This is a genomic window from Pseudomonas sp. MWU13-3659, from assembly GCF_023757525.1.
Taxonomy (GTDB): Bacteria; Pseudomonadota; Gammaproteobacteria; order Pseudomonadales; family Pseudomonadaceae; genus Aquipseudomonas; species Aquipseudomonas entomophila_E.
Window position 1 is genome coordinate 99,242 of sequence record NZ_JAMSHW010000011.1, and the last position, 26,708, is coordinate 125,949.

At 65.1% G+C, this 26,708-nt stretch carries 21 protein-coding genes; 10 read left to right on the forward strand and 11 right to left on the reverse strand.

The features are described 5' to 3' along the window. Positions 1-25: 25 nt before the first annotated feature. The 10 genes from NGM28_RS15830 to edd all read right to left on the reverse strand — a co-directional run bounded on the left by NGM28_RS15830 (position 26) and on the right by edd (position 12,393). Positions 26-1,369, reverse strand: a complete 1,344-nt coding sequence (locus NGM28_RS15830) for a carbohydrate porin (RefSeq protein WP_011535463.1) — start codon at positions 1,367-1,369, stop codon at positions 26-28. A gap of 97 nt (positions 1,370-1,466) precedes the next feature. Further along, positions 1,467-2,615, reverse strand: coding sequence for an ABC transporter ATP-binding protein (locus NGM28_RS15835; RefSeq protein ID WP_252090723.1), 1,149 nt, complete (start codon positions 2,613-2,615; stop codon positions 1,467-1,469). A gap of 3 nt (positions 2,616-2,618) precedes the next feature. After that, positions 2,619-3,464, reverse strand: a complete 846-nt coding sequence (locus NGM28_RS15840; RefSeq protein ID WP_240065535.1) for a carbohydrate ABC transporter permease — start codon at positions 3,462-3,464, stop codon at positions 2,619-2,621. Continuing rightward, positions 3,457-4,365, reverse strand: coding sequence for a carbohydrate ABC transporter permease (locus NGM28_RS15845; RefSeq protein WP_240065534.1), 909 nt, complete (start codon positions 4,363-4,365; stop codon positions 3,457-3,459). The genes NGM28_RS15840 and NGM28_RS15845 overlap by 8 nt, the downstream gene beginning before the upstream one ends. Positions 4,366-4,480: 115 nt before the next feature. Next, positions 4,481-5,767 (reverse strand): ABC transporter substrate-binding protein, encoded by a 1,287-nt coding sequence (locus NGM28_RS15850; protein ID WP_252090724.1) that lies wholly within the window; start codon positions 5,765-5,767, stop codon positions 4,481-4,483. Between the two features lie 115 nt (positions 5,768-5,882). Next, a complete protein-coding gene (locus NGM28_RS15855) occupies positions 5,883-7,100 on the reverse strand; it encodes a D-mannose isomerase (RefSeq protein WP_252090725.1) in 1,218 nt (405 codons plus the stop codon). Between the two features lie 199 nt (positions 7,101-7,299). Then, entirely contained in the window at positions 7,300-8,754 is a 1,455-nt protein-coding gene (locus tag NGM28_RS15860; protein ID WP_252090726.1) for an ATP-binding protein, read from the reverse strand. Further along, positions 8,738-9,433 (reverse strand): two-component system response regulator GltR, encoded by a 696-nt coding sequence (gltR, locus tag NGM28_RS15865; RefSeq protein ID WP_286089010.1) that lies wholly within the window; start codon positions 9,431-9,433, stop codon positions 8,738-8,740. The genes NGM28_RS15860 and gltR overlap by 17 nt, the downstream gene beginning before the upstream one ends. A 180-nt stretch (positions 9,434-9,613) precedes the next feature. After that, positions 9,614-10,570: a glucokinase gene (locus tag NGM28_RS15870; protein ID WP_252090728.1), complete on the reverse strand. Its 957-nt coding sequence runs from the start codon at positions 10,568-10,570 to the stop codon at positions 9,614-9,616. Then, a complete protein-coding gene (gene edd / locus NGM28_RS15875; RefSeq protein ID WP_252090729.1) occupies positions 10,567-12,393 on the reverse strand; it encodes a phosphogluconate dehydratase in 1,827 nt (608 codons plus the stop codon). The genes NGM28_RS15870 and edd overlap by 4 nt, the downstream gene beginning before the upstream one ends. Before the next feature lie 266 nt (positions 12,394-12,659). Here edd and gap point away from each other — a divergent pair, with 266 nt between their 5' ends. The 7 genes from gap (at position 12,660) to NGM28_RS15910 (ending at position 20,932) form a co-directional block, all read left to right on the forward strand. Next, positions 12,660-13,661, forward strand: a complete 1,002-nt coding sequence (gene gap / locus NGM28_RS15880; protein WP_240065527.1) for a type I glyceraldehyde-3-phosphate dehydrogenase — start codon at positions 12,660-12,662, stop codon at positions 13,659-13,661. A gap of 273 nt (positions 13,662-13,934) precedes the next feature. Then, positions 13,935-14,447 (forward strand): RNA polymerase sigma factor, encoded by a 513-nt coding sequence (locus tag NGM28_RS15885; RefSeq protein ID WP_240065526.1) that lies wholly within the window; start codon positions 13,935-13,937, stop codon positions 14,445-14,447. Between the two features lie 93 nt (positions 14,448-14,540). Next, positions 14,541-15,503, forward strand: a complete 963-nt coding sequence (locus NGM28_RS15890; RefSeq protein WP_252090730.1) for a FecR family protein — start codon at positions 14,541-14,543, stop codon at positions 15,501-15,503. A gap of 125 nt (positions 15,504-15,628) precedes the next feature. After that, positions 15,629-18,217, forward strand: coding sequence for a TonB-dependent receptor (locus NGM28_RS15895; protein ID WP_240065524.1), 2,589 nt, complete (start codon positions 15,629-15,631; stop codon positions 18,215-18,217). Positions 18,218-18,459: 242 nt separating this feature from the next. Further along, positions 18,460-19,065 carry a biliverdin-producing heme oxygenase gene (locus tag NGM28_RS15900; protein ID WP_240065523.1) on the forward strand — a complete coding sequence of 202 codons (606 nt, stop codon included), beginning with the start codon at positions 18,460-18,462 and terminating at the stop codon, positions 19,063-19,065. A gap of 49 nt (positions 19,066-19,114) precedes the next feature. Beyond that, a complete protein-coding gene (locus NGM28_RS15905; RefSeq protein WP_252090731.1) occupies positions 19,115-19,528 on the forward strand; it encodes a YbaN family protein in 414 nt (137 codons plus the stop codon). Between the two features lie 57 nt (positions 19,529-19,585). After that, on the forward strand, positions 19,586-20,932 hold the full coding sequence (locus NGM28_RS15910) for a CoA transferase (protein ID WP_252090732.1): 1,347 nt from the start codon (positions 19,586-19,588) through the stop codon (positions 20,930-20,932). A gap of 89 nt (positions 20,933-21,021) precedes the next feature. Here NGM28_RS15910 and arcD (NGM28_RS15915) read toward each other — a convergent pair whose 3' ends face one another. Continuing rightward, a complete protein-coding gene (gene arcD, locus NGM28_RS15915; RefSeq protein WP_252090733.1) occupies positions 21,022-22,449 on the reverse strand; it encodes an arginine-ornithine antiporter in 1,428 nt (475 codons plus the stop codon). 425 nt (positions 22,450-22,874) lie between these two features. Here arcD (NGM28_RS15915) and arcD (NGM28_RS15920) point away from each other — a divergent pair, with 425 nt between their 5' ends. From arcD (NGM28_RS15920) to NGM28_RS15930, 3 genes are all read left to right on the forward strand, one after another. Then, on the forward strand, positions 22,875-24,302 hold the full coding sequence (gene arcD / locus NGM28_RS15920; RefSeq protein WP_252090734.1) for an arginine-ornithine antiporter: 1,428 nt from the start codon (positions 22,875-22,877) through the stop codon (positions 24,300-24,302). A 31-nt stretch (positions 24,303-24,333) separates the two neighbouring features. Further along, positions 24,334-25,587, forward strand: a complete 1,254-nt coding sequence (gene arcA / locus NGM28_RS15925) for an arginine deiminase (RefSeq protein ID WP_252090735.1) — start codon at positions 24,334-24,336, stop codon at positions 25,585-25,587. Positions 25,588-25,655: 68 nt separating this feature from the next. Then, positions 25,656-26,666 (forward strand): ornithine carbamoyltransferase, encoded by a 1,011-nt coding sequence (locus tag NGM28_RS15930; RefSeq protein WP_110738301.1) that lies wholly within the window; start codon positions 25,656-25,658, stop codon positions 26,664-26,666. Positions 26,667-26,708: the final 42 nt, after the last annotated feature.

The window sequence follows — 26,708 nt, forward strand, 5'->3', positions numbered from 1 at the left end:
TGGCGTAAATTTACAACAATTTTTCTCAGAATGACGACTGAATCTTCAACCCCGCGACCAGCGCGTTGTCCACCTCGTCGACACCGCCCGGGCTCTTGATGTATTGCAGGTTGGGCCGCACGGTCAGCCAGTTGGTGACGTGGAAGCCGTAATAGAGCTCGGCGTTGTACTCGGTGCGCTGCAGCGGCACGAAGCCAGGGTTGTCGTAGTCGTTGATGCCGGATTGGGCATTGAGCAGCTCGGCGCGTTTCTTCACGTCGTCGTTGACGTGGATGCGGGCGACACCGAAGCCGATATCGTCCTTGGGCCGGGCGTCGAAGGCGCCCTTGTAGACCAGGCCGACCTGCTGGTAGTTGTCGACCACATTGGTGGCCTTGTCATGCACGGTGAAGTTGGCGAACAGGCTAAGGCCACGGTTGATGTCGCCGGCGTGGGCGGTCACCTGCTGCTGCGCCACCACCCACCAGCCATGCTTGCTGGAGTGCGACTTGAACGCCGCGCCCGTCAGTGCCTGCGGGTTGCCGTTGATGTCGTCGTACACATCGTCGGCCTTGGCGGTGCTGTAGTAGTAACCCAGGCGGTACTCGCCCGGCAGGCCGTTGACCTTCGGCGACCAGACCGCCTCCACCGGCAGGATCGCGCCCTTGGTGCCACTGCCGCTGAGCTTGAAGCCGTTGCCGATTTCCAGGTTCGAAGGGTTCTGCTCGTAGGCACCGACCTGGACGAAGAATTCCGGGGTGATGTTGTACTTCACCCGCAGCGCCCACTGGCTGACCGGCCAGTTGTACCAGATACCGCCCACCCAGTTGCCCACCTGCGAGCCGCAGAAGGCCAGGTTCTGGAAATCGCAGGGGAAGCTGTTGAAGTCCTCGCCTTCGCCGAAGCGGCCGAATTTCACGTCCAGCGCGCCATCGAAGTACTTCTGCTTGATCCACATCTGGGTCAGGCGCCAGGTCTGGCCACGGCCCCAGACTTCCTGCACCGAGCTGAACTGCCCGGCACGCGGGTCGCTGATGCGGTCGTTGGACAGGTTGCGGCCGCTGCGCTCGGTGATCGCCAGCTTGAACTCGGTGTCCTTCCAGCCGAGGATCTTCTCCAGGTCCAGGTGCGCGCCCAGGGCGAACTGGTCGCTGTAGCGCGCGGTCTTGTCGTCGTTGTAGCCGCCGTGCAGGTTGCCGGCCACCTCGCCGACGTAGTCGAGGGTGAAGTCGTAGCCCTTCTCCAGCAGCTCGGTGCGGGTGCCGCCCCAGTCGCCGGTCATCCATTTCGATTCCGACGAGAAAGCCTCGGCAGCCTGGGCCCCGCTGCTGCCGACCACGGCCAGCAGCGCCAGCGAACCCAGGGTCCTGATGCGATTGCGATGTTCCATCCCTTTGCGTCCTCTTTTCTTGTTATTAACAGAACGGTTTAACGGTATTCGTCTGTAGGAGCGGCCTTGAGCCGCTCCTACAGGGGCCGTGTCCGGTTTAGCGGCCTTTGAAACGCGTCACGTTGTCCTTTACAGCGGTGGTGGCCAGGTCGAGGCGTTCGCCATTGGTAGCGTCGAACAGCAGCACCCGTGCCGGGTCGAACTGCAGGTTGAGGCTGTCGCCGACCCGGCACGCCACATCTGGCGCCAGGCGGCAGCAAACCTTGGTCTGGTTGAGGGTAACGAACACCAGCAGGTCCGGGCCGGTGGGTTCGGTGACCTGCACCTCGGCGCGGATGCCCGGCAGGCCGTTGCCCTGCTCCGCCCCCAACGCGATCTGCTCCGGGCGCACGCCGAGGATGATCTCGCGCCCTTCCAGCGCGTCGGCCGCCACGCCCAGCGGCAGCTCGCAGCGCGCCTGGCCGCTGTCGAGCAGCGCCAGCACGCGGCCGTCCTGCTTGGTCAGGCGCACCGGGATGAAATTCATCGGCGGCGAGCCGATGAAGCTGGCGACGAACAGGTTGGCCGGGTCGTTGTAGATCTGTTGCGGCGTACCGAACTGCTGGATGATGCCGTCCTTCATCACCGCCACCTTGTCACCCAGGGTCATGGCCTCGATCTGGTCGTGGGTGACATACACCGTGGTGGTCTTCAGGCGCTGGTGCATCAACTTGATCTCGGTGCGCATCTCCACCCGCAGCTTGGCGTCGAGGTTCGACAGCGGCTCGTCGAACAGGTAGATCTTCGGCCGCCGCGCCAGGGCCCGGCCCATGGCCACCCGCTGCTGCTGGCCGCCGGACAACTGGCCGGGCTTGCGCTCGAGCAGGTGCTCGATCTGCAGCAGCTTGGCGACCCGCGACACTTCCTCGTCGATGGCCGCCTGGGGCATCTTGCGGATTTTCAGGCCGAAGGCGATGTTGTCGCGCACGTTCATGGTCGGGTACAGCGCGTAGGACTGGAACACCATGGCGATATCGCGATCCTTCGGGCTCATGCCGCTGACGTCCTCATCGTCGATGAGGATCGCCCCGCCACTGATGCTCTCCAGGCCGGCGATGCAGTTCATCAGCGTCGACTTGCCGCAGCCCGAGGGGCCGACCAGGATCAGGAACTCGCCGTCCTTGATCGCCAGCTGGATATCCTTGAGCGTGTCGGGCAGGCCCGCGCCGTAGGTCTTGTTCACGTTACGCAGTTCGAGTGTTGCCATGACTTACCCCTTGACCGCGCCGGCGGTCAGCCCGCGCACGAAATACTTGCCCGCGACCACGTAGACCAGCAGCGTCGGCAGCCCGGCGATCATCGCCGCGGCCATGTCGACGTTGTATTCCTTGGCCCCAGTGCTGGTGTTGACCAGGTTGTTCAGGGCCACGGTGATCGGCTGCGAGTCACCACTGGAGAACACCACGCCGAACAGGAAGTCGTTCCAGATCTGGGTGAACTGCCAGATCAGGCAGACCATGATGATCGGCGTCGACATCGGCAGGATGATCCGCCCGAAGATGGTGAAGAACCCGGCGCCGTCCAGGCGCGCGGCCTTGACCAGCGCTTCGGGGATGCTCACGTAATAGTTGCGGAAGAACAGCGTGGTGAAGGCCAGGCCGTACACCACGTGCACCAGCACCAGGCCGCCAGTGGTGCTGGCCAGGCCCAGCTTGCCGAGGGTGAACGAGGCCGGCAGCAGCACGGTCTGGAACGGCAGGAAGCAACCGAACAACAGCAGCCCGAAAAACAACTGCGAGCCACGAAAGCGCCACATCGACAGCACATAGCCGTTGAGCGCGCCGATGGCCGTGGAGATCAATACCGCTGGCACGGTGATCAGGATCGAGTTGACGAAGTAGCCGCTGACCGTGGCCCAGGCCTTGGCCCAGCCGATGCCGGTGAACACCGTCGGCCAGCTCAGCAGGTTGCCGGTGCTGATGTCTTCCGGGGTCTTGAAGCTGGTCAGCAGCATCACCACCAGCGGCACCAGGTACAGCAGCACGGCCAGCAGCAGCACGCCGTGGATGGCGATGCGGCTGATGCTCAGTGCAGGTTTGTCGGTAAGGCTAGTCATGACGCTTGCCCCGCAATTCCGAGTACAGGTAGGGAACGATGATCGCCAGCACCGCGCCGAGCATCAGGATGGCGCTGGCCGAGCCCATGCCCATCTGCCCGCGGCTGAAGGTGAACGCGTACATGAACATCGCCGGCAGGTCCGAGGAGTAGCCCGGCCCTCCTGCGGTCATGGCCGCGACCAGGTCGAAACTCTTGATGGCGATGTGCGCCAGGATCATCAGCGAACTGAAGAACACCGGCCGCAAGCTGGGCAGCACCACCGTCCAGTAGATGCGCGGCAGGCTGGCGCCATCGAGCTGGGCGGCGCGGATGATCGACGGATCGACCCCGCGCAGGCCGGCCAGGAACATCGCCATGATGAAGCCCGAGGCCTGCCACACCGCGGCGATCACCAGGCAATACACAACCCGGTCGGGGTCGATCAGCCAGTCCAGGCGAAACCCTTCCCAGCCCCAGTCGCGCAGCAGCTTGTCCAGGCCCATGCCGGGGTTGAGCAGCCACTTCCAGGCGGTACCGGTGACGATCATCGACAGGGCCATGGGGTACAGGTAGATCGTACGGATGAATCCTTCGCGGCGGATGCGCTGGTCGAGCAGCACGGCCAGGAACACGCCGATGGCCAGGGTGACGCCGATGAACAGGCCACCGAACAGCAGCAGGTTCTTGCTCGCCACCCACCAGCGGTCGTTGTCGAACAACCGGGCGTACTGCGCCAACCCCGCCCATTTGTAGGTGGGCAGGAAGGTGGATGTGGTGAACGAGAGGACGAAGGTCCACAGGATGTAGCCGTAGAAGCCCACCAGGACGATGAACATGCTGGGGGCCAGCACCAGTTTCGGTAGCCAGCGCTGCAGCGCGTCCAGGGGTGAAGCCCGCAAGCGGGCGGTTGCAGTGGTCATGGTTCAGATCCCGTTTCGAAAACGACACATAGCCCTGTAGGAGCGGCTTTAGCCGCGATCACCCGCGAAGCGGGTGACGGACACCGCGTTGCCTGCATCGCGGCTGAAGCCGCTCCTACTGAGCCGCCTTCACTGCCGCGTAGAGCTTCTTCGCCGCATCCGCTGGATCAGCCTTGGGGTCGTTGATGTAGTTGGTCACCACATCGAAGAAGGCCCCCTGCACGGCCAGCGTGGTCGCCATGTTGTGCGCCATGCTCGGCTGCAGCCCTCCGGACTTGGCGTCCGTCAGGAAGTCCTTGGCCGAGGCCTGGGCACAGGCGTCGAAACCGTACTTGCCCATGTCGGCCAGCATGTCGTTGCGCACCGGGATCGAGCCCTTGTTGATGCTGAACACCTTCTGGAAGTCCTCGCCCAGGACCTTCCTGGCAATGTCCTGCTGCCCCGCCGCAGTGCCTTCGTTGTTCTGCTTGAACACCACCAGCGAGTCGATGTTGTAGAGGAACGCCTGGTCGGTGCCTGGGAAGGCCACGCATTGGTAGTCCTTGCCGGCGGTTTTCTTCGCCAGGGTCCATTCGCTCTTGGCCCAGTCGCCCATGATCTGCATGCCGGCCTTGCCGTTGATGACCTTGGCGGCTTCGAGGTTCCAATCCTGGCCCTTGCCGTCGGCATCCATGTAGGTAGCGACCTTCTTCAGCTCGGTCAGCGCCTTGACCATCTCGGGGCCGGTCAGGGCGCCCTTGTCGAGATCGACCAGGGCTTTCTTGTAGCCATCAACACCCATCACCGAGAGCACCACGCTCTCGAACACGGTGCTGTCCTGCCACGGCTGGCCACCGTGGGCGAGCGGGATGAAACCGGCGGCCTTGAGCTTGTCGCCGGCCGCATAGAATTCCTCGAGGGTGGTCGGCGCCTTGTCGATGCCGGCCTTCTTGAACACCTCGGGGTTGATCCACAGCCAGTTGATGCGGTGGATGTTCACCGGCACAGCCACATAGTCACCGTCGTACTTCACGGTATCGGCGACTTTCTTGTCGAGCAGGCTGTCCCACTGCTCTGCCTTGGCTACGTCCTTCAGGACATCGGGATCCAGCAGCCCGGTGGCGGCCCAGTCCTGGATGTCAGGCCCCTTGATCTGGGCAACGGCCGGTGGATTGCCGGCCACGGCGCGGCTCTTGAGCACGGTCATTGCGGTAGCGCCACCACCACCGGCCACGGCGCCGTCCTTCCAGGTGAAACCGTCTTTCTCGACCTGGGCCTTGAGTACGTCGACAGCGGCCTTTTCACCGCCGGAGGTCCACCAATGGACGACCTCCACGTTGCCTTTGGAGTCGGCGGCATGGGCACTGAGGGAATAGAGGGAGGCGAGGGAAATTGCAGCGGCGAGACGAAGCGTCGAATTCATGGGAATACCTTTCTTGTTGTTATGCGTGGCAAGACTGTCGCTTGCTTTGCATCGAGTGTAAGGACCTCGCGCCCCGCCTCAGGTAACGAACGGATGCGCGATTGTCATCATCTGGTTACAAAGCCAGCGCCGTGGCCAAGCTAGGGGCCAGCGCCAGGCGTGGTAGCAGGAGGGCCTGGTAGGCGTGATAGAGGTCCGGCTTGCCACCCCAAATGCGGGCACTGGGCTGGTTGGCCGGGTCGAGTTCGTGGTGCCAGCTGCCATGGGCGCCGTCGATGAAGTGTTCGCCGATAAAGTCCCAGAAGCAGCGATACCAGCGTTCGTACTGCGCCTCGCCCGTGCGTCGCAGCAAAGCGGCGGCGGTGGCGCAGGCTTCGGCATGCACCCAGTGCAGGCGTTCGCGCACCACCGGGCGGTTGCGCCAGTCCAGGGTGTAGACCAGGCCCGGCGCGCCATCGACCTGCCAGGCATGGCGGCAGGCGCTGTCGAACAGGCCCTTGGCGGCGCTCGCCAGGCCCTTCGCCACGGGCAGGCCGGCCTGCTCGCGGGCAGCCTCCAGGTGCAGCAGCAGGCGTGCCCATTCGAAGGCATGGCCAGGTGTGGTGCCGTAGGGGCGGAAGCCATCGGCGGGGTTGTCGCGGTTGTAGTCCGGCAGGGCCTGCCAGTGCTGGTCGAAATGCTCGGTGACGCGCAGACCATCCGTGGTGGGCTGGCTGAGGATGAGCCGCTCGACGATGCTCTGGGCGCGCTCAAGCCACAACGAGTGACCGGTCACGTCGGCCAGGGCGAGGAACGCCTCGACCCCATGCATGTTGCTGTTGGCGCCGCGGTAGGCTTCCGGCCGCTGCCAGTCGCGGGCGAAGGTTTCGCACAGGGCGCCCTCCTCCTCGCGCCAGAAACGCTGCTCGATAACCTCGACCGCGTCCTCCAGCAGCGCCTGGGCGTCGCTGACACCGGCCACCACTGCCGAGCTGGCGGCCAAGGCGACGAAGGCATGCAGGTAGGCGGCCTTGTCACTGCCGCGCTGGCCGTGCGGATGGGAGAACCAGCCGCCGAAGTCGGCGTCACACAATGGCCCTTGCAGCGCGGCGACACCATGCTCGACCAGCCCCAGGCAGCCCGGCACACCCTGGATATGCGCCAGGGCGAAGCTGTGGGTCATGCGCGCGGTGGTCAGCGTTTCGGCGATGGCGCAACGGGGCAGGCGCCCTTCATCGTCGAGGTTGCCGAAGCCTTCGGGCAGGCGCGAGGCCTTGGCGAAGTCGAGCAGGCGCAGGGCTTCTGTCGCGAGCCAGGTGTGATGGACCGGGGAATCGAGCCAGCTGTGGGTCATGGGACGACCTTCCTTGTTGTTGTCAGCGGATTCTAGCCAGCCGTCCTGGCTGGCATGTCACGAAGGCCTGCCGATTTGTCACTGGATGGTGACCTGTAGGAGCGGCTTCAGCCGCGATCACCCGCAACGCGGGTGCAGGGCACAGCGGTGCCTGCATCGCGGCTGAAGCCGCTCCTACAGGGAATCGTGTCAACCTTTCTCAATCGGCGGTACGGGGCAGGTACAAGGTTACCCGCAACCCACCCTCGCGCAGGTTCAGCAGGCTCACCTCCCCGCCATGGCTATGGGCAATGTTGCGCGCAATTCCCAACCCCAGCCCATACCCCTGCTGCTGCCCGGCCAGGCGAAAGTGCGGCTCGAACACCTGTTCCAGGCGCTGCTCCGGCACCCCCGGCCCCTGGTCATCGACCTGCAGTACGAAACTCTCGGCGCTGTCGAGAATCCGCAGGTGCGCCCGCTCGCCATACTTGATGGCATTGTCGATCAGGTTACCGATGCAGCGACGCAGGGCCAGCGACTTGCCCGGATAAGGTGACAAGGCCCTGCCCTCGACGGTAATGCGACCATCACCCACGTAGGGTTCGGCAAGCATCTCCAGCACCTGGTTGAGGTCGATCGGCTCGATGTTCTCGTGGATGTCGGTGTCCTTCACGCACTGCAACGCGCCCTTGACCAGCAGCTCCAGCTCATCCAGGTCGCGGTTGAACTTGGCCTGCACCTGTTCATCCTCCAACAGTTCGACCCGCAGGCGCAGGCGTGTGATCGGCGTGCGCAGGTCATGGGACACGGCGCTGAACAACTGGGCGCGCTCCGTCAGGTAACGGCTGATGCGCTCGCGCATGCTGTTGAACGCCCGCCCCACTTCGACCACCTCGCTGCCGCCGCCCTCGGCCACCGGCGCCACGTCCGCGCCCAGCGACATTTCCCGCGCGGCCCGCGCCAGGCGCTTGAGTGGCCGGCTCTGCCAGTGCACCAGCAGGCCGATGAACAGCAGCAGCAGGGTGGTAGTGAGGGCGATGAAACCGATCTGCTGGCGCGGCAGGCGTTCGGCCTCGAGGCTGGTGTAGGGCTCGGGCAGCAGCGAGGCGATATACAACCACTCACCTTCGTCCAGGCGGATCTGGGTGACCAGCACCGGCGGATTGAGCGGCTCGAGGGTCAGCGAGTAATGCGCCCACGAGCGCGGCAGCTCATCGAGCTTCAGCCCGCTGTTGAAGATACGGAGGTCGTCCGGGCTGACGAAGGCCACGGAAATTTCCATCTGCTGCCCCAGGCGCTCGTGCAACACCTGCTGGAATACGTCGATCACCGCCTGCTTGCGCGGGGTGACCGGCAACACCGGCATCTCCAGCGGCTTGACGTTGAGCGAGACGAAGAAGCGCGTGCCGCCCATGCTGCGCAACTGATCGAGGACCATGGGCCGATAGCCTACCGGCAGCGAGCGGAAGTAGCTGACACTGGCGCTCATCGAATGGGCCAGGCTGCTGGCGCTGGCGCGCAGGCCCTGCAACTGGCTGGCGCGCAGCTGTGCTACCCAGATCAGGCTCGACAGCCCCTGGGCCAGCAGCACCACCAGCAAGGTGAGCAGCAGCATGCGCCCCAGCAGCGAGCGTGGCAGCAGGCGCCAGCGCCGCTCGCTAGGCGAGGCAGACATGGGCCGCCAGCAGGTAGCCGCTGCCGCGCACGGTGCGGATCAATCGCGGGGGCTTGTCGGTGTCGCGCAGGCGTTGGCGCAAGCGGCTGACCGCCATGTCGACGATGCGGTCCAGGGGCATCGGCTCGCGGCCGCGGGTGGCATTGCCGATGGTGTCGCGGTCGAGGATCTGTTGCGGGTGGTCGAGGAACAGCTTGAGCAGGGCGAAGTCGGCACCGGACAGGATCACCTCTTCGCCGTCGCGGTGGAACAGACGGTGGCTGACCGTGTCCAGGCGCCAGTCGTCGAAGGCCAGTACAGCGCTGGCCGGCGCGGCCTGGCCGAACTCGGCGCGGCGCAGCAAGGCTTTGATCCGTGCCTGCAATTCCCGCGGACTGAAGGGTTTGCCGAGGTAGTCGTCGGCACCCAGCTCCAGGCCGATGACCCGGTCGGCCTCGTCCGAGCTGGCGGTGAGCATGATGATCGGCACCCGAGACAGGCGCGGGTGCTGGCGCACCCAGCGGCACAGGCTGAAGCCGTCCTCGTCGGGCAGCATCACGTCGAGGATCACCAGGTCGCAGGGGCTGGTGTCCAGCGCACGGCGGAAGCCCTGGCCGTCGGCTTCGGCGTGCACCTGGAAGCCGGAACGGGCGAGGTAGGTCTGCAGCAGTTCACGGATGTCCTGGTCATCGTCGACCATCAGGATCGATTTGCCGGCAGTGGTCACAATGGTCCTTCCTCTGTTAATCGCAGATCTTGCTGTCTGCTGTTGGGGCTGCCTTGCAGCCCTTTCGCGGCACAAGGCCGCTCCTACAGGGGTACGCGATCGGCTGTAGGAGCGGCCTTGTGCCGCGAAAGGGTCGCGAAGCGGCCCCAGCGATCAATGATCCAGCGCCTGCTGCAGAGCCACCCCCGCCCCCAGCAACCCGGAAAACTCCGCCGTCACCAGCCACACCGGCACCCCGGCGAAATACCCGCTCATGCAGCCCTTGTCGGCAAAACTCGTGGCAAAGCCACTGCCCAGGAACAGCTCGGCAAACCGCGGAATCACCCCGCCAACGATATACACCCCACCCCGAGCGCCCAGGGTGAGCACATTGTTGCCCGCCACCCGCCCGAGGAACCGGCAGAACTGCTCGATCACCGCCAAGGCCCGAGGCTCGCCAGCCAGGGCCGCGTCGGTGATCTGCGCTGGCGTCTTGTGCGTCGGCGTGGCGCCATCGAGTGCACAGATGGCCTGGTACAACCGCACCAGCCCACCGCCACTGAGCACCGTCTCGGCACTGACATGACCGATCTGCCGATGAATTTCCTGGTGGATCGCCGCCTCGCGGGCATTGCCCACCGGCAGGTCGACATGCCCACCCTCCCCCGGCAGCGCCAGCCAGTGCCCGCCCAGGCGCAACAGGCTGCCCACGCCCAGGCCAGTACCGGGCCCGATCACCAGCGCCGGGCGCGACGGGTCGGCCTGACCGGCACAGACCTCGCGGAACTCGCCATCGCGCAGCCGGGTCATGCCCAGGGCCATGGCGGAGAAATCGTTGATCAGCAGCAGCCGCTCGACCTGCAACGTCTGGCAGAAGGCGCTGCGGCTCAGCCGCCAATGGTTGTTGGTGAAGCGGAATTCGTCGCCGCCCACCGGCCCGGCCACCGCCAGGCACACCGCCGCCAGGCCGCCACGGGCGATGCCCTGGTCGGCCAGGTAGGCCTCGATGGCCTGCTCAGGGCTGGTGTAGTCGGCGGTCGCCAGCACCTGGACCGCCTGCAGCTCGTTTTCCCGCCACAAGGCGAAACGTGCATTGGTACCGCCGATATCGCCGACCAGCAGGGCTTTCATTCAAGGTGCTCCAGAGCCGAAGTGAAGGCGCTCGCGCCCTTTTCGGCCGAACTGAACGCCACGCGCATGAAGCCGAACAGCTCGCGCCCGCAGCCCAGGTCGTTACCCTTGGGCGCTTCGGGCAGGTCACGGCTGGCCAGTTCCTCGGCCGACACCATGATCCGCAGCGTGCCTTCGACACCATCGACCCGCACGATATCACCATCGCGCACCCGCGCCAGCGGGCCTCCGTCGAAGGCCTCGGGGCATACATGGATGGCCGCCGGGATCTTGCCCGAGGCACCGGACATCCGCCCGTCGGTGACCAGCGCCACCTTGTAGCCCCGGTCCTGCAGCACGCCCAGGAACGGCGTGAGCTTGTGCAGCTCAGGCATGCCGTTGCAACGCGGCCCCTGGAAGCGCACCACGGCGACGAAGTCACGCTCCAGTTCGCCAGCCTTGAATGCATCGGCCAGGGACTGCTGGTCGTGGAACACCCGCGCCGGGGCCTCCACCACCTGGTGCTCGCGCGCCACGGCGGAGACCTTCATCACGCCACGGCCCAGGTTGCCCTCCATCACCCGCAGGCCGCCCTCCGGCGAGAACGGCCGCGCCACCGGGCGCAGGATGCTCTCGTCCAGGCTGTCCTTGGGGCCCTCGCGCCAGACCAGCTGGCCATCCTCGAGGAACGGCTCCTGGGTGTAGCGGCGCAGGCCATGCCCGGCCACGGTATTGACGTCCTCGTGCAGCAGGCCCGCGTCGAGCAGTTCGCGGATGAGGAAAGCCATGCCACCCGAGGCCTGGAAGTGGTTGATGTCGGCCTTGCCGTTCGGATAGACGTGGGACAGGGTCGGCACCACTTCGGAGAGGTCCGCCATGTCCTGCCAGGTCAGCTGGATACCGGCGGCCTGGGCGATGGCTGGAATATGCAGGGTGTGGTTGGTCGAGCCGCCGGTGGCGTGCAGGGCGACGATCGAGTTGACCAGCGCCTTCTCGTCGACGATCTTGCCGATCGGCATGAAGTTGCCACTGGCCTTGGTCATGCGCGTGACCTGCCGCGCGGCCTCGGCGGTGAGGGCGTCGCGCAGCGGCGTGTAAGGGTTGACGAACGAGGCGCCGGGCAGGTGCAGGCCCATCACTTCCATCACCAGCTGGTTGGTGTTGGCGGTGCCGTAGAAGGTGCAGGTGCCCGGGCCGTGGTAGCTCTTCATCTCCGACTCGAGCAGTTGCTCGCGGGTGGCCTTGCCCTCGGCGTAGCGCTGACGCACGTCGGCCTTCTCCTTGTTGGAGATGCCCGAGACCATCGGCCCGCCTGGCACGAAAACGGTTGGCAAATGGCCGAAGCGCAGCGCGCCCATCATCAGGCCGGGGACGATCTTGTCGCAGATGCCCAGCATCAGCGCGGCATCGAACATGTTGTGCGACAGGGCGATGGCGGTGGACATGGCGATCACCTCGCGGCTGGCGATGGCCAGCTCCATGCCCGGCTCACCCTGGGTGACGCCATCGCACATGGCCGGCACGCCACCGGCGAACTGGCCTACCGAGCCGATGTCGCGCAGCGCCTGTTTGATCTGTTCGGGGAAGTGTTGATACGGCTGGTGCGCCGAGAGCATGTCGTTGTACGCCGAGACGATGGCCACGTTGGCGGCGTTCATCAGGCGCAGGGTCTGCTTGTCCTCACCGCCGCAACCGGCCACGCCATGGGCGAAGTTGGCGCACTGCAGGCTGGCGCGCATGGGTCCGTCACTGGCCGCGCCGCGGATCAGCTCAAGGTAGCGTTCACGGGTGCGGCGGCTGCGGGCGATCAGCCGTTCGGTGACCTCAAGGATGCGCGGGTGCATGTACTGGACTCCAGGCTAACGGTAAGGGCGGTCTCACCGGGCATTTTCCCTCCAAACGATTGCGACCTAGGCTCTAGAGAGAGGTGCCTGGCATGTTCGAAGAGGGGCTGACCCGACCACTCGTTGTATGTTTAAACAAAATACTGCCAGCAAAAAGGCTTGTTTTCTATCACTCGATGAATAATCTTGTAATTCCAACAACAAAACCGTTTCAGTGAAGCTACTCTTTGTGCCACAGGCTTCACCTGACTGCCAGAGGTAACGCCATGACCCTTCGCATCGCCATCAACGGCTTCGGTCGCATCGGACGCAACATCCTGCGTGCACTCTACACGCACGGCTACCGTCAGGACCTGCAGGTCGTCGCCATCAACGACCTGGGCGACAGCGCGATGAACGCCCACCTGCTCAAGTTCGACAGCGTCCACGGCACCTTCGACGCCACGGTCGAGGCCGACCACGAAAGCCTCACCGTCAACGGCGACCGCATCGCCGTCAGCGCCATCCGCAACCCCGCCGAGCTGCCCTGGAAAGCCCTGGCCATCGACGTGGTGTTCGAATGCACCGGGCTGTTCACCGAGCGCGCCAAGGCTGCCGCGCACCTGGCCGCGGGGGCCGGCAAGGTGATCGTCAGCGCGCCGGCCAAGGGCGCCGACGCCACCGTGGTGTACGGGGTGAACCACGACGTGCTGCGCGCCTCGCACCAGGTCATCTCCAACGCCTCCTGCACCACCAACTGCCTGGCGCCGATCGCCCAGGTGCTGCACCGCGAGTTCGGCATCGAGCAGGGCCTGATGACCACCATCCACGCCTACACCAACGACCAGGTGCTCACCGACGTCTACCACAGCGACCCGTACCGCGCGCGCTCGGCCACCCAGTCGATGATCCCGAGCAAGACCGGCGCCGCCGAGGCGGTGGGCCTGGTGCTGCCGGAACTGGCCGGCAAGCTGACGGGCATGGCAGTACGGGTGCCGGTGATCAACGTGTCGCTGGTCGACCTTACCGTCAACCTCAAGCGCGAGGTGACGGCGCAGGAGGTGAACCAGGTGTTCCTCGAAGCCAGCCGCCACTCCCGGGTGCTGGGCTACAACGCGCTGCCGCTGGTGTCGTGCGACTTCAACCACAACCCGCTGTCGTCGATCTTCGACGCCAACCACACCCGCGCCAATGGCCGCATGCTCAAGGTGCTGGCCTGGTACGACAACGAGTGGGGCTTCTCCAACCGCATGCTGGACAACTGCCTGGCGTTGTTCAACGCGAAGTGAGTACACGGTATCTGTGGGTTTTACCGCGAGAGCGTCGGTGAGACCACCGCCGCATTCGCCGGCAACGCCGGCTCCTACAGGGACGGCGTTACCCCCACGGCCGGCGCGAAACCTGTAGGAGCCGGCCTTGCCGGCGAAGGGGCCCGTGCAGTCAACACATCCCGCAGAATTGAGCCTCGGCCGCGACCTTTACCCGTTCATGACAATTCCTCACTTGACCTGAAGCATGGATGATAAGCATTATCATTCACCCCAAAGCGGTCAGGTTTCCCCGTGAGTCAGTCCCGGTTCAACTCAGTCTTCCTCAACCAGCGCCTCAGCCTGCTGCGCACCCTGCAACGCATGGTGGGCAACCCCAGCACCGCCGAGGATTTGCTGCAGGAAACCTACCTGCGGGTTACCCGCGCCCTGGGCGAACGCCCCATCGAGCACCTGGAACCCTTTGTCTTCCAGACCGCCCGCAACCTCGCCCTGGACCATCTGCGCGCCCGCCGGGTACAGGCCCGCACGCTGATCGACGATGTCCCCGACCAGGTCCTGCACAACGTCGCCGCCCCAGCAGGCAGCAGCGAAGATGCCGCCCACGCCGAACAGTTGCTCAAACACCTGAGCGCAAGCCTCGGCCAGTTGACCGAGCGCCAGCAGCGCATCTTCATCCTCAGCCGCCTGCACGGTGCCAGCTACCTGGAGATCGCCGAGCAACTGGACGTCTCGGCCAGCACGGTGCAGAAGGAACTGAAGCTGATCATGGCCATCTGCATGGGCGTGGCCGACCGGCACCAGTGACAGCACCGCTCGCCAGTCCACCCGCGCAAAGCCCTTGCCATGCATCGGGTCTGCACTGATCATGCGCAAAAATGCTCGCCGCAAGGACCCTCCGTGACCGACCAGCCCTCCCCTCGCCCGACCGCCGCCGCGCCTGACGCCCGCGCCCGTGCCCGCGCAGAGGCGATGGACTGGTTGATCCGCCTGCAGTGCGCCGACGCAAGCGATACCCAGGCCTTCGAACAGTGGCTCGGCGCCGAGCCGGAAAACGCCGAGGCGTACGTTGAGGCCGAGGCCCTGTGGAACGGTGCGCCGCTGCGCCAGGCCGCCGGCCAGTTGCACCAGCAGCGGCGCCACTCGATCGGCGGGCGCCTGCGCCGTCACTGGAAGCCCCTGGCCACTGCGGCCATGTTGTTGGTCGGGCTGTTCACCTTCGGCAACCTGCCGGTGCGCCTGCAGGCCGACCACCTGACCGTGGTCGGCGAGCGCCAGCGCCTGCAGCTGGACGATGGCGCCAAGGTCCTGCTCAACACCAATTCGGCCTTCGCCAGCGATGTGCGCGACGGGCGCCAGGTAGCCCGCCTGCTGCAGGGCGAGGCGTACTTCCAGGTGTCCGATGGCGGCCAACCCGCACTGGAAGTGCAGGCCGGCCCGCTGCGCGCCAGTGTGCGCGACACCGACTTCGCCGTGCGCTACCTCGATGGCCAGGCCCAGGTGCGCGTGCAACGCGGCGATGTCGACTTGCAGGCGGCCAGCGACCAGCGCATCCGCCTCAGCGCCGGCGACAGCATTAGCGTCGGCCCCGACGGCTTCGGCCAGCGCCAGCGCCCGGACCTGCGCAAGGAGCTGGCCTGGATCGAGGGCCGCCTGGTGTTCGAGAACTGCCCCTTGAGCCAGGTGCTCGCCGAGGTGCGCCGTTACTACCCCGGCTGGATCATCAACCACAACGAACGCCTCGAACAGGTCGCCGTCACCGGCAACTACCGCCTCGACCAACCCCTGGAAACCCTGCGCGCCCTCGCCCATATCACCTCGGCGCAGCTGCACGAATACCCCGCGCTGGTGATTCTCAACTGACCTGAAAGTTTTTTTACGCGATCACCTTCCCTCGCCCGTCTCGTTATAGCCAATACGATTGATTCTCGTTCGAAAACGAGAACAGCCACTGCCTATAACCCTTCGCGCGACAGGGAGCGCTTTCGATGTCCACTGGTCAAACCCGCCCGTCCTTCATTTCCCGCCGTCGGGGGCAACTGTCGCTGCTGACCCTGGCCCTGCTTGCCTGCGGCGCCATCAGCCTGCCGACACTGGCCGCCGAGCCGGCCCAGGCGAGCAGCCCGCGCATGGGCGACTACCGTTTCGCCATCGCCCAGCAACCACTGGTGTCGGCCGTCAACGCCTTCAGCCAGGTAACCGGCTGGCAGGTCGGGTTCAGCGCGGAGCTGGCCGAGGGCGTGGCGTCGCCCGGCGTGCAAGGCGCGCTGGCACCAGAGGCGGCGCTGCAACGCCTGTTGCGCGGCACCGGCTTGAGCTACCGCAAGATCGGCAACGGCAATGTGGTGCTCGAACGCCAGGCCGCCGGCAATGCCATCGCCTTGCAACAGGTGACCGTCAGCGCCACCCGCAGCGCCCAGGACGTCAGCCAGGTGCCGAGCACCGTCAGCGTGCAGACCCGTGAACAGCTGGACCGGCAGAACGTCAACGACATCAAGGAACTGGTGCGCTACGAACCGGGCGTCTCGGTCGGCGGCGTCGGCCAACGCAGCGGCCTGAACGGCTACAACATCCGCGGCATCGACGGCGAGCGCATCCTTACCCAGGTCGATGGCGTGTCGATCCCCGACAGTTTCTTCTACGGCCCCTACGCCCAGACCCAGCGCAACTACGTCGACCCGGAAATCGTCAAGCGCGTGGAGATCCTCCGTGGCCCGGCCTCGGTGCTGTACGGCAGCAACGCCATCGGTGGCGCGGTGAGCTACTTCACCCTCGACCCCGACGACATCATCAAACCTGGCAAGGATGTCGGTGCGCGCCTGAAGACCGGCTACAGCTCCGCCGACGAAAGCTGGCTGACCTCCGCCACCGTTGCCGGCCGCCAGGGCGATTTCGACGGGTTGCTGCACCTGAGCCAGCGCAATGGCCACGAGACCGAATCGTACGGCGAACATGGCGGCACCGGCCTGGACCGCAGCGAAGCCAACCCCGAAGACGTGCGCACCACCAACGTGCTGGCCAAGCTCGGCTGGAACTACGCCGACGACGCGCGCCTGGGCTTCACCTACGAGCACTACAAGGATGACCGTGACCAGAACATCCTCAGCGCCGTGGGCGGCCCGTTCATTCCGGGCCGTGGCGCCTCGAACATGTACCGCATGCGCCAGGGCAACGACACCGTCACCCGCGAGCGCTTCGGCATCAACCACGAATTCGGCCTCGACAGCCTGGTCGCCGACCATGTGAAGTGGAGCCTGAACTACCAGATCGCCAAGACCGACCAGCGCACCGACGAACTGTACTTCGCCAGCGGCCGCCAGGTGTTCCGCGACCGCCAGACCACCTACAAGGACCGTCAGTGGGTGTTCGATGGCCAGTTCGACAAGGCCTTCAGCATCGGCGCCACCGAGCACCTGCTGACCTACGGTACCACCCTCAAGCATGAGAAGGTCACCGGTTCGCGCAGCGGCACCGGCACCTGCCTGAACGTGGGTGGCAGCTGCCGTGGCATCGGCCAGAACAGCCCGAGCGACGGCCAGGTGCTGGTCAGCGACTTCCCGGACCCGACCGTGAACACCTACAGCCTGTTTGCCCAGGACGAAATCCGCTGGAACAACTGGACCTTCCTGCCAGGCGCGCGCTACGACTACACCCGCATGGAGCCGAAGATGACCGCCGAATTCCTGCGCGGTATCCAGGGCACCGGCGCGGCGCCAGGCAGCATCGACGATTCGGACAAGAAATGGCACCGCGTGTCGCCCAAGTTCGGCGTCACCTATGCCTTCAACGACAACTACACCTGGTACGGCCAGTACGCCGAAGGCTTCCGCACCCCGACCGCCAAGGCCATGTACGGGCGCTTCGACAACCCGACCCTCGGCTACAGCGTCGAGCCCAACCCGAACCTGGAACCGGAGAAGAGCAAGAGCTACGAGACCGGCCTGCGCGGCAACTTCGAGGCTGGCAACTTCGACGTGGCGGTGTTCTACAACAAGTACCGCGACTTCATCAACGAGGACGCCGTGCAGTCGGCCAACCTCGGTTCGACCTTCCAGGCCAACAACATCAAGCACGCCACCATCAAGGGCGCCGAGTTCAAGGGCCGCCTGAACCTCGATCACTTCGGTGCCGCGCAAGGCCTGTACACCCAGGGCTCGCTGGCCTACGCCCGTGGCCGCAACGACGACACCGGCCAGCCGTTGAACAGCGTCAACCCGCTGACCGCGGTGCTGGGCCTGGGCTATGAGCAGCAGAACTACGGCGGGTTGGTCAGCTGGACCCTGGTCAAGCGCAAGGACCGCGTCGACGACACCACCTTCTTCGCTCCCGATGGCGCCAGCAAGCAGTTCCGCACCCCGGGCTACGGCGTGCTGGACCTGACCGGCTACTACAAGGTGACCGACGACATCACCGTCAACGCCGGCCTGTACAACCTGACCGACAAGAAGTACTGGCAGTGGGATGACGTGCGTGGCTACGACGCGCTGGGCGAAGCGGGCGTGACCCAACCGGCCAACCTCGATCGCCTGACCATGCCGGGGCGTAACTTCGCCATCAACCTGGTGTGGGATATCTGATCGGCTGAAGTCAGCGGTTGTAGGAGCGGCTTCAGCCGCGATGCAGGCACCACATTGCGTGGCACCCGCTTCGCGGGTGATCGCGGCTGAAGCCACTCCTACACAGGCCACGCCAAATCAATGCGCGACGACCCTGACACCGATTCATGAGAATGATTTCACTTCGCAGGTGAGGTTTTTTTACTGTCCCGCGTCTTCTGTTTCGTCTTGTCACTAGACGCCCCATTTTCCAAGGATGCCCCATGAACGCCCCTTCCTCCGAGCGCGCCGCCCTGCGCTCCCAGCGCCTCAACCAGATCACCCACGCCCCACACACCGAGCTGGATGCCCTGGTCAAGTCGCACAAGCCGTTCGACACCCGCGAGAGCTTCGCCCGCTTCGTGGTCGCCCAGTACCTGTTCCAGTCCGAACTGCAGGCGCTGTACAACGACCCGCAACTGATCGCCATCGTCCCCGACCTGGCCGAGCGTTGCCGCGCCGAGCAAGCGCGCCTGGACCTGGCCGACCTCGACACCGAAGTCCCCGCCCCGGTCGCCGGTGCCCTGCAGTCGCCAAGCCTGGGTGAGGCCATGGGCTGGATCTTCGTCTCCGAAGGCTCCAAACTGGGCGCCGCGTTCCTGATCAAGCGTGCCGTTGCCCTCGAGCTGTCCGACAGCTTCGGTGCCCGTCACCTGGGCGAACCGGCCGGTGGCCGCGCCGAAGGCTGGAAGCAGTTCACCCGCATCCTCGACGGCCTGGCGCTGTCGGCTGAAGAGGAAGCCGCCGCCGAACGTGGCGCGGTCGCCGCCTTCGAGCGCTTCACCGAACTGCTCAAGCACGCCTACGCCGCCGATGCCGCACTGGCCTGACACGCTTTACCCGGCCGCCCTCGGGCGGCCACACCGTTGCCGTGAGACCATGACCCGAATCGCCCGCTCGAAACTGTCCCGCCTGCTGTACGCGATCCTGGCCTATGTCAGCCTGGGGGTCGGCCTTATTGCCATCGTCATCCCCGGCCTGCCCACCACCGAGTTCATCCTCCTCGCCGCCTGGGCCGCCACCCGCAGTTCGCCGCGACTTTCAGCATGGCTGGAAAACCACCGCCTGTTTGGCCCGATCCTGTACAACTGGCGCAACGGCAAGGTGATCCAACGCCGGGCGAAAGTCAGCGCCACGATCAGCATGCTGCTGTGCGCAGGGCTGATGCTGACCTTCCTCGACCACCGCTGGCCGGTGTTCCTCGCCATCGGCGGCATGACCCTCGGCAACCTGTGGATCTGGTCGCGCCCCGAGCGCCCCATCACACCCGCTGCCGCCGAACTGCAACGCTGAGCATTTGCGCCCCGGCGCAGGATGTACTGCAATTGGATCCACGAAGGAGGATCCTGCATGCAGCCTTTGCTCGAGACCATCGCCCATTCCCTGACCCTCGATCCTGCCGCCGTGCGCTGGCAAGGTATCGGTACCCTACCCTCGGTGTTCGCCGTGACCGGCCTGGCCTCGGCCAGCATCGCCGCCGCCGGCCTGGCCCTGGCCAACCTGCTGCAAGGCCAGCGGGACAGCTGTCCGCTGGTCCGCGTCGACCGGCGCCTGGCCTCCTTCTGGTTCGCCACCAGCCTGCGCCCCCAGGGCTGGGAGCCACCGCCCCTGTGGGATGCCATCGCCGGCGACTACCCGGCCCGTGACGGCTGGATTCGCCTGCACACCAATGCCGCGCATCACCGCGCCGCCGCCTTGAGCGTGCTCGGCTCGGTGAGCGACCGCGCCAGCGTAACCAAACGCGTGGCGCAGTGGGACGCTGACACGCTGGAAGCCGCCGTGGTCGAGGCCGGTGGTTGCGCGGCGCGGATGCGCGGCTGGCTGGAATGGTCTGAACACCCCCAGGGCAGGGCCGTGAACGCAGAGCCGCTGATCCTGCGCGAAACCTTCGCCGGACCGCGCCAGCCCTGGCACGGCAGCGAAGCCAGGCCGCTGGCCGGCATCAAGGTGCTGGACCTTACCCGCATCCTCGCCGGCCCCATTGCCACCCGGCTGCTGGCGGGTTTTGGTGCCGACGTGCTGCGTATCGACCCGCCAGGCTGGAAAGAGCCGGCTGTCGCCGCCGAAGTGACCCTCGGCAAACGTTGTGCACACCTTGACCTGCACACCTGCGAAGGCCGTCGAATATTCGAGCAGTTACTGGCCGAGGCCGATGTGCTGGTCCACGGTTATCGTGCCGACGCGCTGGAGCGTCTCGGCCTGGGCGCTGAGCGGCGCCGCCAGTTGAACCCCGGGTTGATCGACGTGAGCCTGAATGCCTATGGCTGGAGCGGCCCCTGGAAGGACCGCCGCGGTTTCGACAGCCTGGTACAGATGAGCAGCGGCATCGCCCGCGCCGGCATGCGCTGGCAGCAGGCGGACCGACCGGTGCCGCTGCCGGTGCAGGCACTGGACCACGGGACGGGGTACCTGATGGCCGCCGAAGCGATTCGAGCCTTGGGCGAGCGGCTGCGTAACGGCCAGGGCTGCCGCTCGCGGCTGTCGCTGGCGCGTACGGCCAAGCTGCTGGTGGAACACGGGACGATGGACGAGGACCTGCCCCTGGCGCCGGAGTCGACCGACGATCATGACCCGCATGTCGAGCATACACCCTGGGGTGACGCGCGACGGATCAAAGGGCCGCTGAAAGTGGGGGGCGCACGGCTGAGCTGGGCCTTGGGCGCCTGTGAACTTGGCTCTTCCAAGGCCAACTGGTAACGCGCCCTGTAGGAGCCAGCTTGCTGGCGAATGCAAGGCGCAGCCTTGCCCGGTACACCGAGGTGCGCCCTTCGCCAGCAAGCTGGCTCCTACAGGGTCAGCAGCCCGGAATAGAGTGCGTACGCGGCCAATCCCGCACCGACCAGCACCGCCGCGAATATCAGCTTCTCCCAGGCGGTGAACAACACCTGCCCCTGCTCGCGCTTGGCATGGGCAAACAGGATCACCCCCGGCGCATACAACAATGCCGACAGCAGCACGTACTTGAGCCCGCCGGCATACAGCAGCCACACCGCATACAACAACGCGACCGCCGCCACCAGCAGGTCCTTGCGCCGCAGCCCGGCCTGCCCGTCGTAGCTCTCCCCACGCAACGCCAGCAGCACCGCATAGGCCGCCGACCAGAAGTACGGCACCAGGATCATCGACGAGGCCAGGTAGATCAGGCTGGTGTAGGTGCCCGCCGAGAACAGGGTGATCAGCAGGAAGCCCTGGATCATCACGTTGGTCAGCCACAGGGCATTGGCCGGCACATGGTTCTTGTTCTCCCGCGCCAGGAAGCGCGGCATGGTCTTGTCGCGTGCGGTGGCGAAGAGGATCTCGGCGCACAGCAGCGCCCACGACAGCAGCGCCCCCAGTAGCGAAACCGCCAACCCGATGCTGATCAGCAGCGCGCCCCAGGGCCCGACGATATGCTCCAGCACCGAGGCCAGCGAAGGGTTCTGCAGCCCCGCCAGCTCAGGCTGGGTCATCACCCCCAGCGACAGCACATTGACCAACACCAGCAACGCCAGCACACCGAGAAAACCCACCACTGTCGCCTTGCCCACGTCCGAGCGGTGCAACGCCCGCCCGGAATAGACACTGGCACCTTCGATACCGATGAACACGAACACCGTCACCAGCATCATGTTGCGCACTTGCTCCAGCACGCTGCCGAACTTCGGGTTGCTCAGCCCCCAGATGTCACGGGTGAAGATGTCGGCGCGAAAGGCGAAGGCGGCGATGACGATGAACATCAGCAACGGCACCACCTTGGCCACGGTGGTCACCTGGTTGATGAACGCCGCTTCCTTGATGCCGCGCAGTACCAGGAAATGCACGGCCCACAGCAGCAGCGAGGCACAGCCGATGGCCACCGGCGTGTTGCCTTCGCCGAACACCGGGAAATAGAAGCCGAGGGTGCTGAACAGCAGCACGAAATAACCGACGTTGCCCAGCCAGGCGCTGATCCAGTAGCCCCAGGCGGAAGAGAAGCCCATGTAGTCGCCGAAGCCGGCCTTGGCGTAGGCATACACCCCGGAATCCAGCTCCGGCTTGCGGTTGGCCAGGGTCTGGAACACGAACGCCAGGGCCAGCATGCCCACCGCGGTGATGCTCCAGCCGATCAGCACGGCCCCCACGTCGGCACGCGCGGCCATGTTCTGCGGCAACGAGAAGATGCCGCCACCGATCATCGAGCCGACCACCAGCGCGATGAGCGCGCCAAGGCGCAGTTTCTGTCCTGGTTCGCTCATGGGGTCCTCGTGCGCGGGCGCGCGTAAACGTATTTACCAACATTATTGTTACAAGTTTTTTATCGAATCGAGCCATTAAACCTATAGCACTCATAACCGGAATGTCTATGGCATCCCCCTCATAAAAATCGCAGTTGTCGAATACTTCACGCTCGGTCTAAACCTGTCGCTATTTACTGTGAAAAATTTGCGAAAACCCTAAAACGGTCTAACTTCACAGTTCGCAGGCAACACGGAGCGTTTGCTCCAGGCATGACATGGAGGTGCCGGTGCGCAAGGCCTGCAGCAAAGCTGTCGGCATCCTCCAGGAGGCGCATGAGGGATTTTTCTGATCTTCATGTTGGCATGAACTGATCTACATCAGCGAATGGCCCCGGCGTCAGATTTATTCTGAGGTCAACTTTCTCCTGGTACGGAGTCGTTAAATGTCTGAATCTCCCGGAAAACTAAAACTGGGTGCGCTTGTTGCACTTGTCGTCGGCTCGATGATTGGCGGCGGGATCTTCTCGTTGCCGCAGAACATGGCCGCCAGCGCAGGCGTTGGGGCCGTGCTGATCGGTTGGGCCATCACTGCGGTGGGCATGCTCACCCTCGCCTTCGTCTTCCAGACCCTCGCCAACCGCAAGCCTGACCTCGACGGCGGGGTGTACGCCTACGCCAAGGCCGGCTTCGGCGACTACATGGGCTTCTCTTCCGCCTGGGGCTACTGGATCAGTGCCTGGCTGGGCAACGTCGGCTACTTCGTGCTGCTGTTCAGCACCCTGGGGTACTTCTTCCCGGTGTTCGGCGAGGGCAACACCCCGGCAGCGGTGATCGGCGCGTCGATCCTGCTGTGGGCGGTGCACTTCCTGGTGCTGCGCGGCATCAAGGAAGCGGCGTTCATCAACCTGGTCACCACCGTGGCCAAGGTCGTGCCGCTGGCGCTGTTCGCCCTGATCTGCCTGTTCGCCTTCAAGCTCGATGTGTTCACCGCCGACATCTGGGCCCTGGGCACACCTGAACTGGGCAGTGTGATGAACCAGGTGCGCAACATGATGCTGGTCACCGTGTGGGTGTTCATCGGCATCGAGGGCGCGAGCATCTTCTCCTCCCGTGCGGAAAAACGCTCCGATGTGGGCAAGGCCACAGTCATCGGCTTCGTCACCGTGCTGCTGTTCCTGGTACTGGTCAACGTGCTGTCGCTGGGCGTGATGACCCAGCCGGAACTGGCCAAGCTGCAGAACCCGTCGATGGCGGCCGTGCTCGAGCACGTGGTCGGCCACTGGGGCGCGGTGCTGATCAGCGTCGGTTTGATCATCTCGCTGCTGGGGGCGCTGCTGTCGTGGGTGCTGCTGTGCGCCGAGATCATGTTCGCCGCCGCCAAGGACCACACCATGCCGGAGTTCCTGCGCCGCGAGAACCAGAACCATGTGCCGGCCAACGCCCTGTGGCTGACCAACGCCATGGTGCAGATCTTCCTGGTCATCACCCTGTTCTCCAACAGCACCTACCTGTCGCTGATCTACCTCGCCACCTCGATGATCCTGGTGCCCTACCTGTGGTCGGCGGCCTACGCCTTCCTGCTGGCCTGGCGCAGCGAGACCTACGAACAGGCCCTGGCCGAACGCCAGAAAGACCTGATCATCGGCGGCATCGCCCTGGTGTATGCCATCTGGCTGCTGTACGCCGGCGGCGTGAAATACCTGCTGCTCTCGGCCCTGCTCTATGCCCCTGGCGCGATCCTGTTCGCCAAGGCCAAGCGCGAGGTCGGCCAACCGATCTTCACCAACGTGGAAAAACTGATCTTCGCCGCCGTGGTCGCGGGCGCCCTGGTGGCGGCCTACGGCCTGTACGACGGCTTCCTGACGCTCTGAACCACGACTTCGCTTTACAGGAGGATTCACCATGTCCACTGAGAAACAGAAATACGGCGTTCATTCCGAAGCCGGCAAACTGCGCAAAGTGATGGTCTGCAGCCCGGGCCTGGCGCACAAGCGCCTGACCCCGAGCAACTGCGACGAACTGCTGTTCGACGACGTGATCTGGGTCGACCAGGCCAAACGCGACCACTTCGACTTCGTCACCAAGATGCGCGAGCGCGGCGTCGACGTGCTGGAAATGCACAACCTGCTGACCGACATCGTCCAGCAACCTGAAGCGCTGAAGTGGATTCTCGACCGCAAGATTACCTCCGACTCCGTCGGCGTCGGCCTCACCAACGAAGTGCGCAGCTGGCTCGAAAGCCTGGAGCCACGCAAACTGGCCGAGTTCCTGATCGGCGGCGTGGCCGGTGAAGACCTGCCCGACAGCGAAGGCGCCAGCGTGATCAAGATGTACCGCGACTACCTGGGCCACTCCAGCTTCCTGCTCGACCCGCTGCCCAACACCCAGTTCACCCGCGACACCACCTGCTGGATCTACGGCGGCGTCACGCTCAACCCGATGTACTGGCCGGCGCGACGCCAGGAAACCCTGCTGACCACCGCCATCTACAAATTCCACAAGGAATTCACCGGCGCCGACTTCCAGGTCTGGTACGGCGACCCCGACAAGGACCATGGCAAGGCCACCCTCGAAGGCGGCGACGTGATGCCGATCGGCAATGGCATCGTGCTGATCGGCATGGGCGAGCGCACCTCGCGCCAGGCCATCGGCCAGTTGGCACAGAACCTGTTCGCCAAGGGCGCGGTGGAGAAAGTCATCGTCGCCGGCCTGCCGAAATCCCGCGCCGCGATGCACCTGGACACCGTATTCAGCTTCTGCGACCGCGACCTGGTCACGGTCTTCCCGGAAGTGGTGAGAGAGATCGTGCCGTTCATCATCCGCCCGGACGAAAGCAAGCCTTACGGCATGGACGTGCGCCGCGAGAACAAGTCGTTCATCGAGGTGGTCGGCGAACAGTTGGGGGTCAAGCTGCGTGTGGTCGAGACTGGCGGCAACAGCTTCGCCGCCGAGCGCGAACAATGGGATGACGGCAACAACGTGGTGGCCGTCGAGCCCGGCGTGGTCATCGGCTACGACCGTAACACCTACACCAACACCCTGCTGCGCAAGGCCGGGGTCGAGGTCATCACCATCAGCGCCGGCGAACTGGGCCGGGGCCGCGGCGGCGGCCACTGCATGACCTGCCCGATCATCCGCGACCCCATCGATTACTAAACGCCCATCCCCCGGCCGCACCTACCCGGTGCCGGCCGGGCTGATCACCGAATCCAAGGAGAACCGTCATGGCGTTCAACATCCACAACCGCAACCTGCTCAGCCTCGAACACCACAGCACCCGCGAGCTGCGCTACCTGCTGGACCTGTCCCGCGATCTCAAGCGCGCCAAGTACACCGGTACCGAACAGCAGCACCTGAAGGGCAACAACATCGCCCTGATCTTCGAGAAGACCTCCACCCGCACCCGCTGCGCCTTCGAAGTCGCCGCCTATGACCAGGGCGCCAACGTCACCTACATCGACCCCAACTCCTCGCAGATCGGCCACAAGGAGAGCATGAAGGACACCGCCCGCGTGCTCGGGCGCATGTACGACGCCATCGAGTACCGCGGCTTCAAGCAGGAAATCGTCGAGGAGCTGGCCAAGTTCGCCGGCGTGCCGGTGTTCAACGGCCTGACCGACGAATACCACCCGACCCAGATGATCGCCGACGTGCTGACCATGCGCGAGCATAGCGACAAGCCGCTGCACGACATCAGCTACGCCTACCTGGGCGACGCCCGCAACAACATGGGCAACTCGCTGCTGCTGATCGGCGCCAAGCTCGGCATGGATGTGCGAATCGCCGCGCCCAAGGCCCTGTGGCCCCACGACGACCTGGTCGAGCGCTGCCATAAATATGCCGAGGAAAGCGGCGCGCGCATCACCCTGACCGAAGACCCGAAAGCCGCGGTCAAAGGCGTGGACTTCGTCCACACCGACGTCTGGGTGTCGATGGGCGAGCCGATCGAAGCCTGGGGCGAGCGCATCAAACAGCTCAAGCCCTACCAGGTGAACAAGGAACTGATGAAGGCCACCGGCAACCCGCGCACCAAGTTCATGCACTGCCTGCCGGCGTTCCACAACTCCGAGACCAAGGTCGGCAAGCAGATCGCCGAGCAGTACCCGGACCTGGCCAACGGCATCGAAGTGACCGATGACGTGTTCGAGTCGCCAGCCTGCATCGCCTTCGAGCAGGCGGAAAACCGCATGCACACGATCAAGGCGATCCTGGTGTCGACACTGGCCGACCTGTAACCCGGTCGCAACGCACCCCCGCGTAGGAGCCGGCTTGCCGGC

Coding starts and splice junctions, on each gene's coding strand:
- NGM28_RS15930 (WP_110738301.1), top strand. CDS start 25,656: ATGGCGTTCAACATCCACAACCGCAACCTGCTCAGCCTCGAACACCAC.
- NGM28_RS15860 (WP_252090726.1), bottom strand. CDS start 8,754: ATGTCTGCCTCGCCTAGCGAGCGGCGCTGGCGCCTGCTGCCACGCTCG.
- NGM28_RS15840 (WP_240065535.1), bottom strand. CDS start 3,464: ATGACTAGCCTTACCGACAAACCTGCACTGAGCATCAGCCGCATCGCC.
- NGM28_RS15900 (WP_240065523.1), top strand. CDS start 18,460: ATGAACGCCCCTTCCTCCGAGCGCGCCGCCCTGCGCTCCCAGCGCCTC.
- arcD (WP_252090734.1), top strand. CDS start 22,875: ATGTCTGAATCTCCCGGAAAACTAAAACTGGGTGCGCTTGTTGCACTT.
- arcD (WP_252090733.1), bottom strand. CDS start 22,449: ATGAGCGAACCAGGACAGAAACTGCGCCTTGGCGCGCTCATCGCGCTG.
- NGM28_RS15845 (WP_240065534.1), bottom strand. CDS start 4,365: ATGACCACTGCAACCGCCCGCTTGCGGGCTTCACCCCTGGACGCGCTG.
- NGM28_RS15855 (WP_252090725.1), bottom strand. CDS start 7,100: ATGACCCACAGCTGGCTCGATTCCCCGGTCCATCACACCTGGCTCGCG.
- gltR (WP_286089010.1), bottom strand. CDS start 9,433: ATGGTCGACGATGACCAGGACATCCGTGAACTGCTGCAGACCTACCTC.
- arcA (WP_252090735.1), top strand. CDS start 24,334: ATGTCCACTGAGAAACAGAAATACGGCGTTCATTCCGAAGCCGGCAAA.
- NGM28_RS15870 (WP_252090728.1), bottom strand. CDS start 10,570: ATGAAAGCCCTGCTGGTCGGCGATATCGGCGGTACCAATGCACGTTTC.
- NGM28_RS15835 (WP_252090723.1), bottom strand. CDS start 2,615: ATGGCAACACTCGAACTGCGTAACGTGAACAAGACCTACGGCGCGGGC.
- edd (WP_252090729.1), bottom strand. CDS start 12,393: ATGCACCCGCGCATCCTTGAGGTCACCGAACGGCTGATCGCCCGCAGC.
- NGM28_RS15910 (WP_252090732.1), top strand. CDS start 19,586: ATGCAGCCTTTGCTCGAGACCATCGCCCATTCCCTGACCCTCGATCCT.
- NGM28_RS15830 (WP_011535463.1), bottom strand. CDS start 1,369: ATGGAACATCGCAATCGCATCAGGACCCTGGGTTCGCTGGCGCTGCTG.
- NGM28_RS15895 (WP_240065524.1), top strand. CDS start 15,629: ATGTCCACTGGTCAAACCCGCCCGTCCTTCATTTCCCGCCGTCGGGGG.
- gap (WP_240065527.1), top strand. CDS start 12,660: ATGACCCTTCGCATCGCCATCAACGGCTTCGGTCGCATCGGACGCAAC.
- NGM28_RS15850 (WP_252090724.1), bottom strand. CDS start 5,767: ATGAATTCGACGCTTCGTCTCGCCGCTGCAATTTCCCTCGCCTCCCTC.
- NGM28_RS15905 (WP_252090731.1), top strand. CDS start 19,115: ATGACCCGAATCGCCCGCTCGAAACTGTCCCGCCTGCTGTACGCGATC.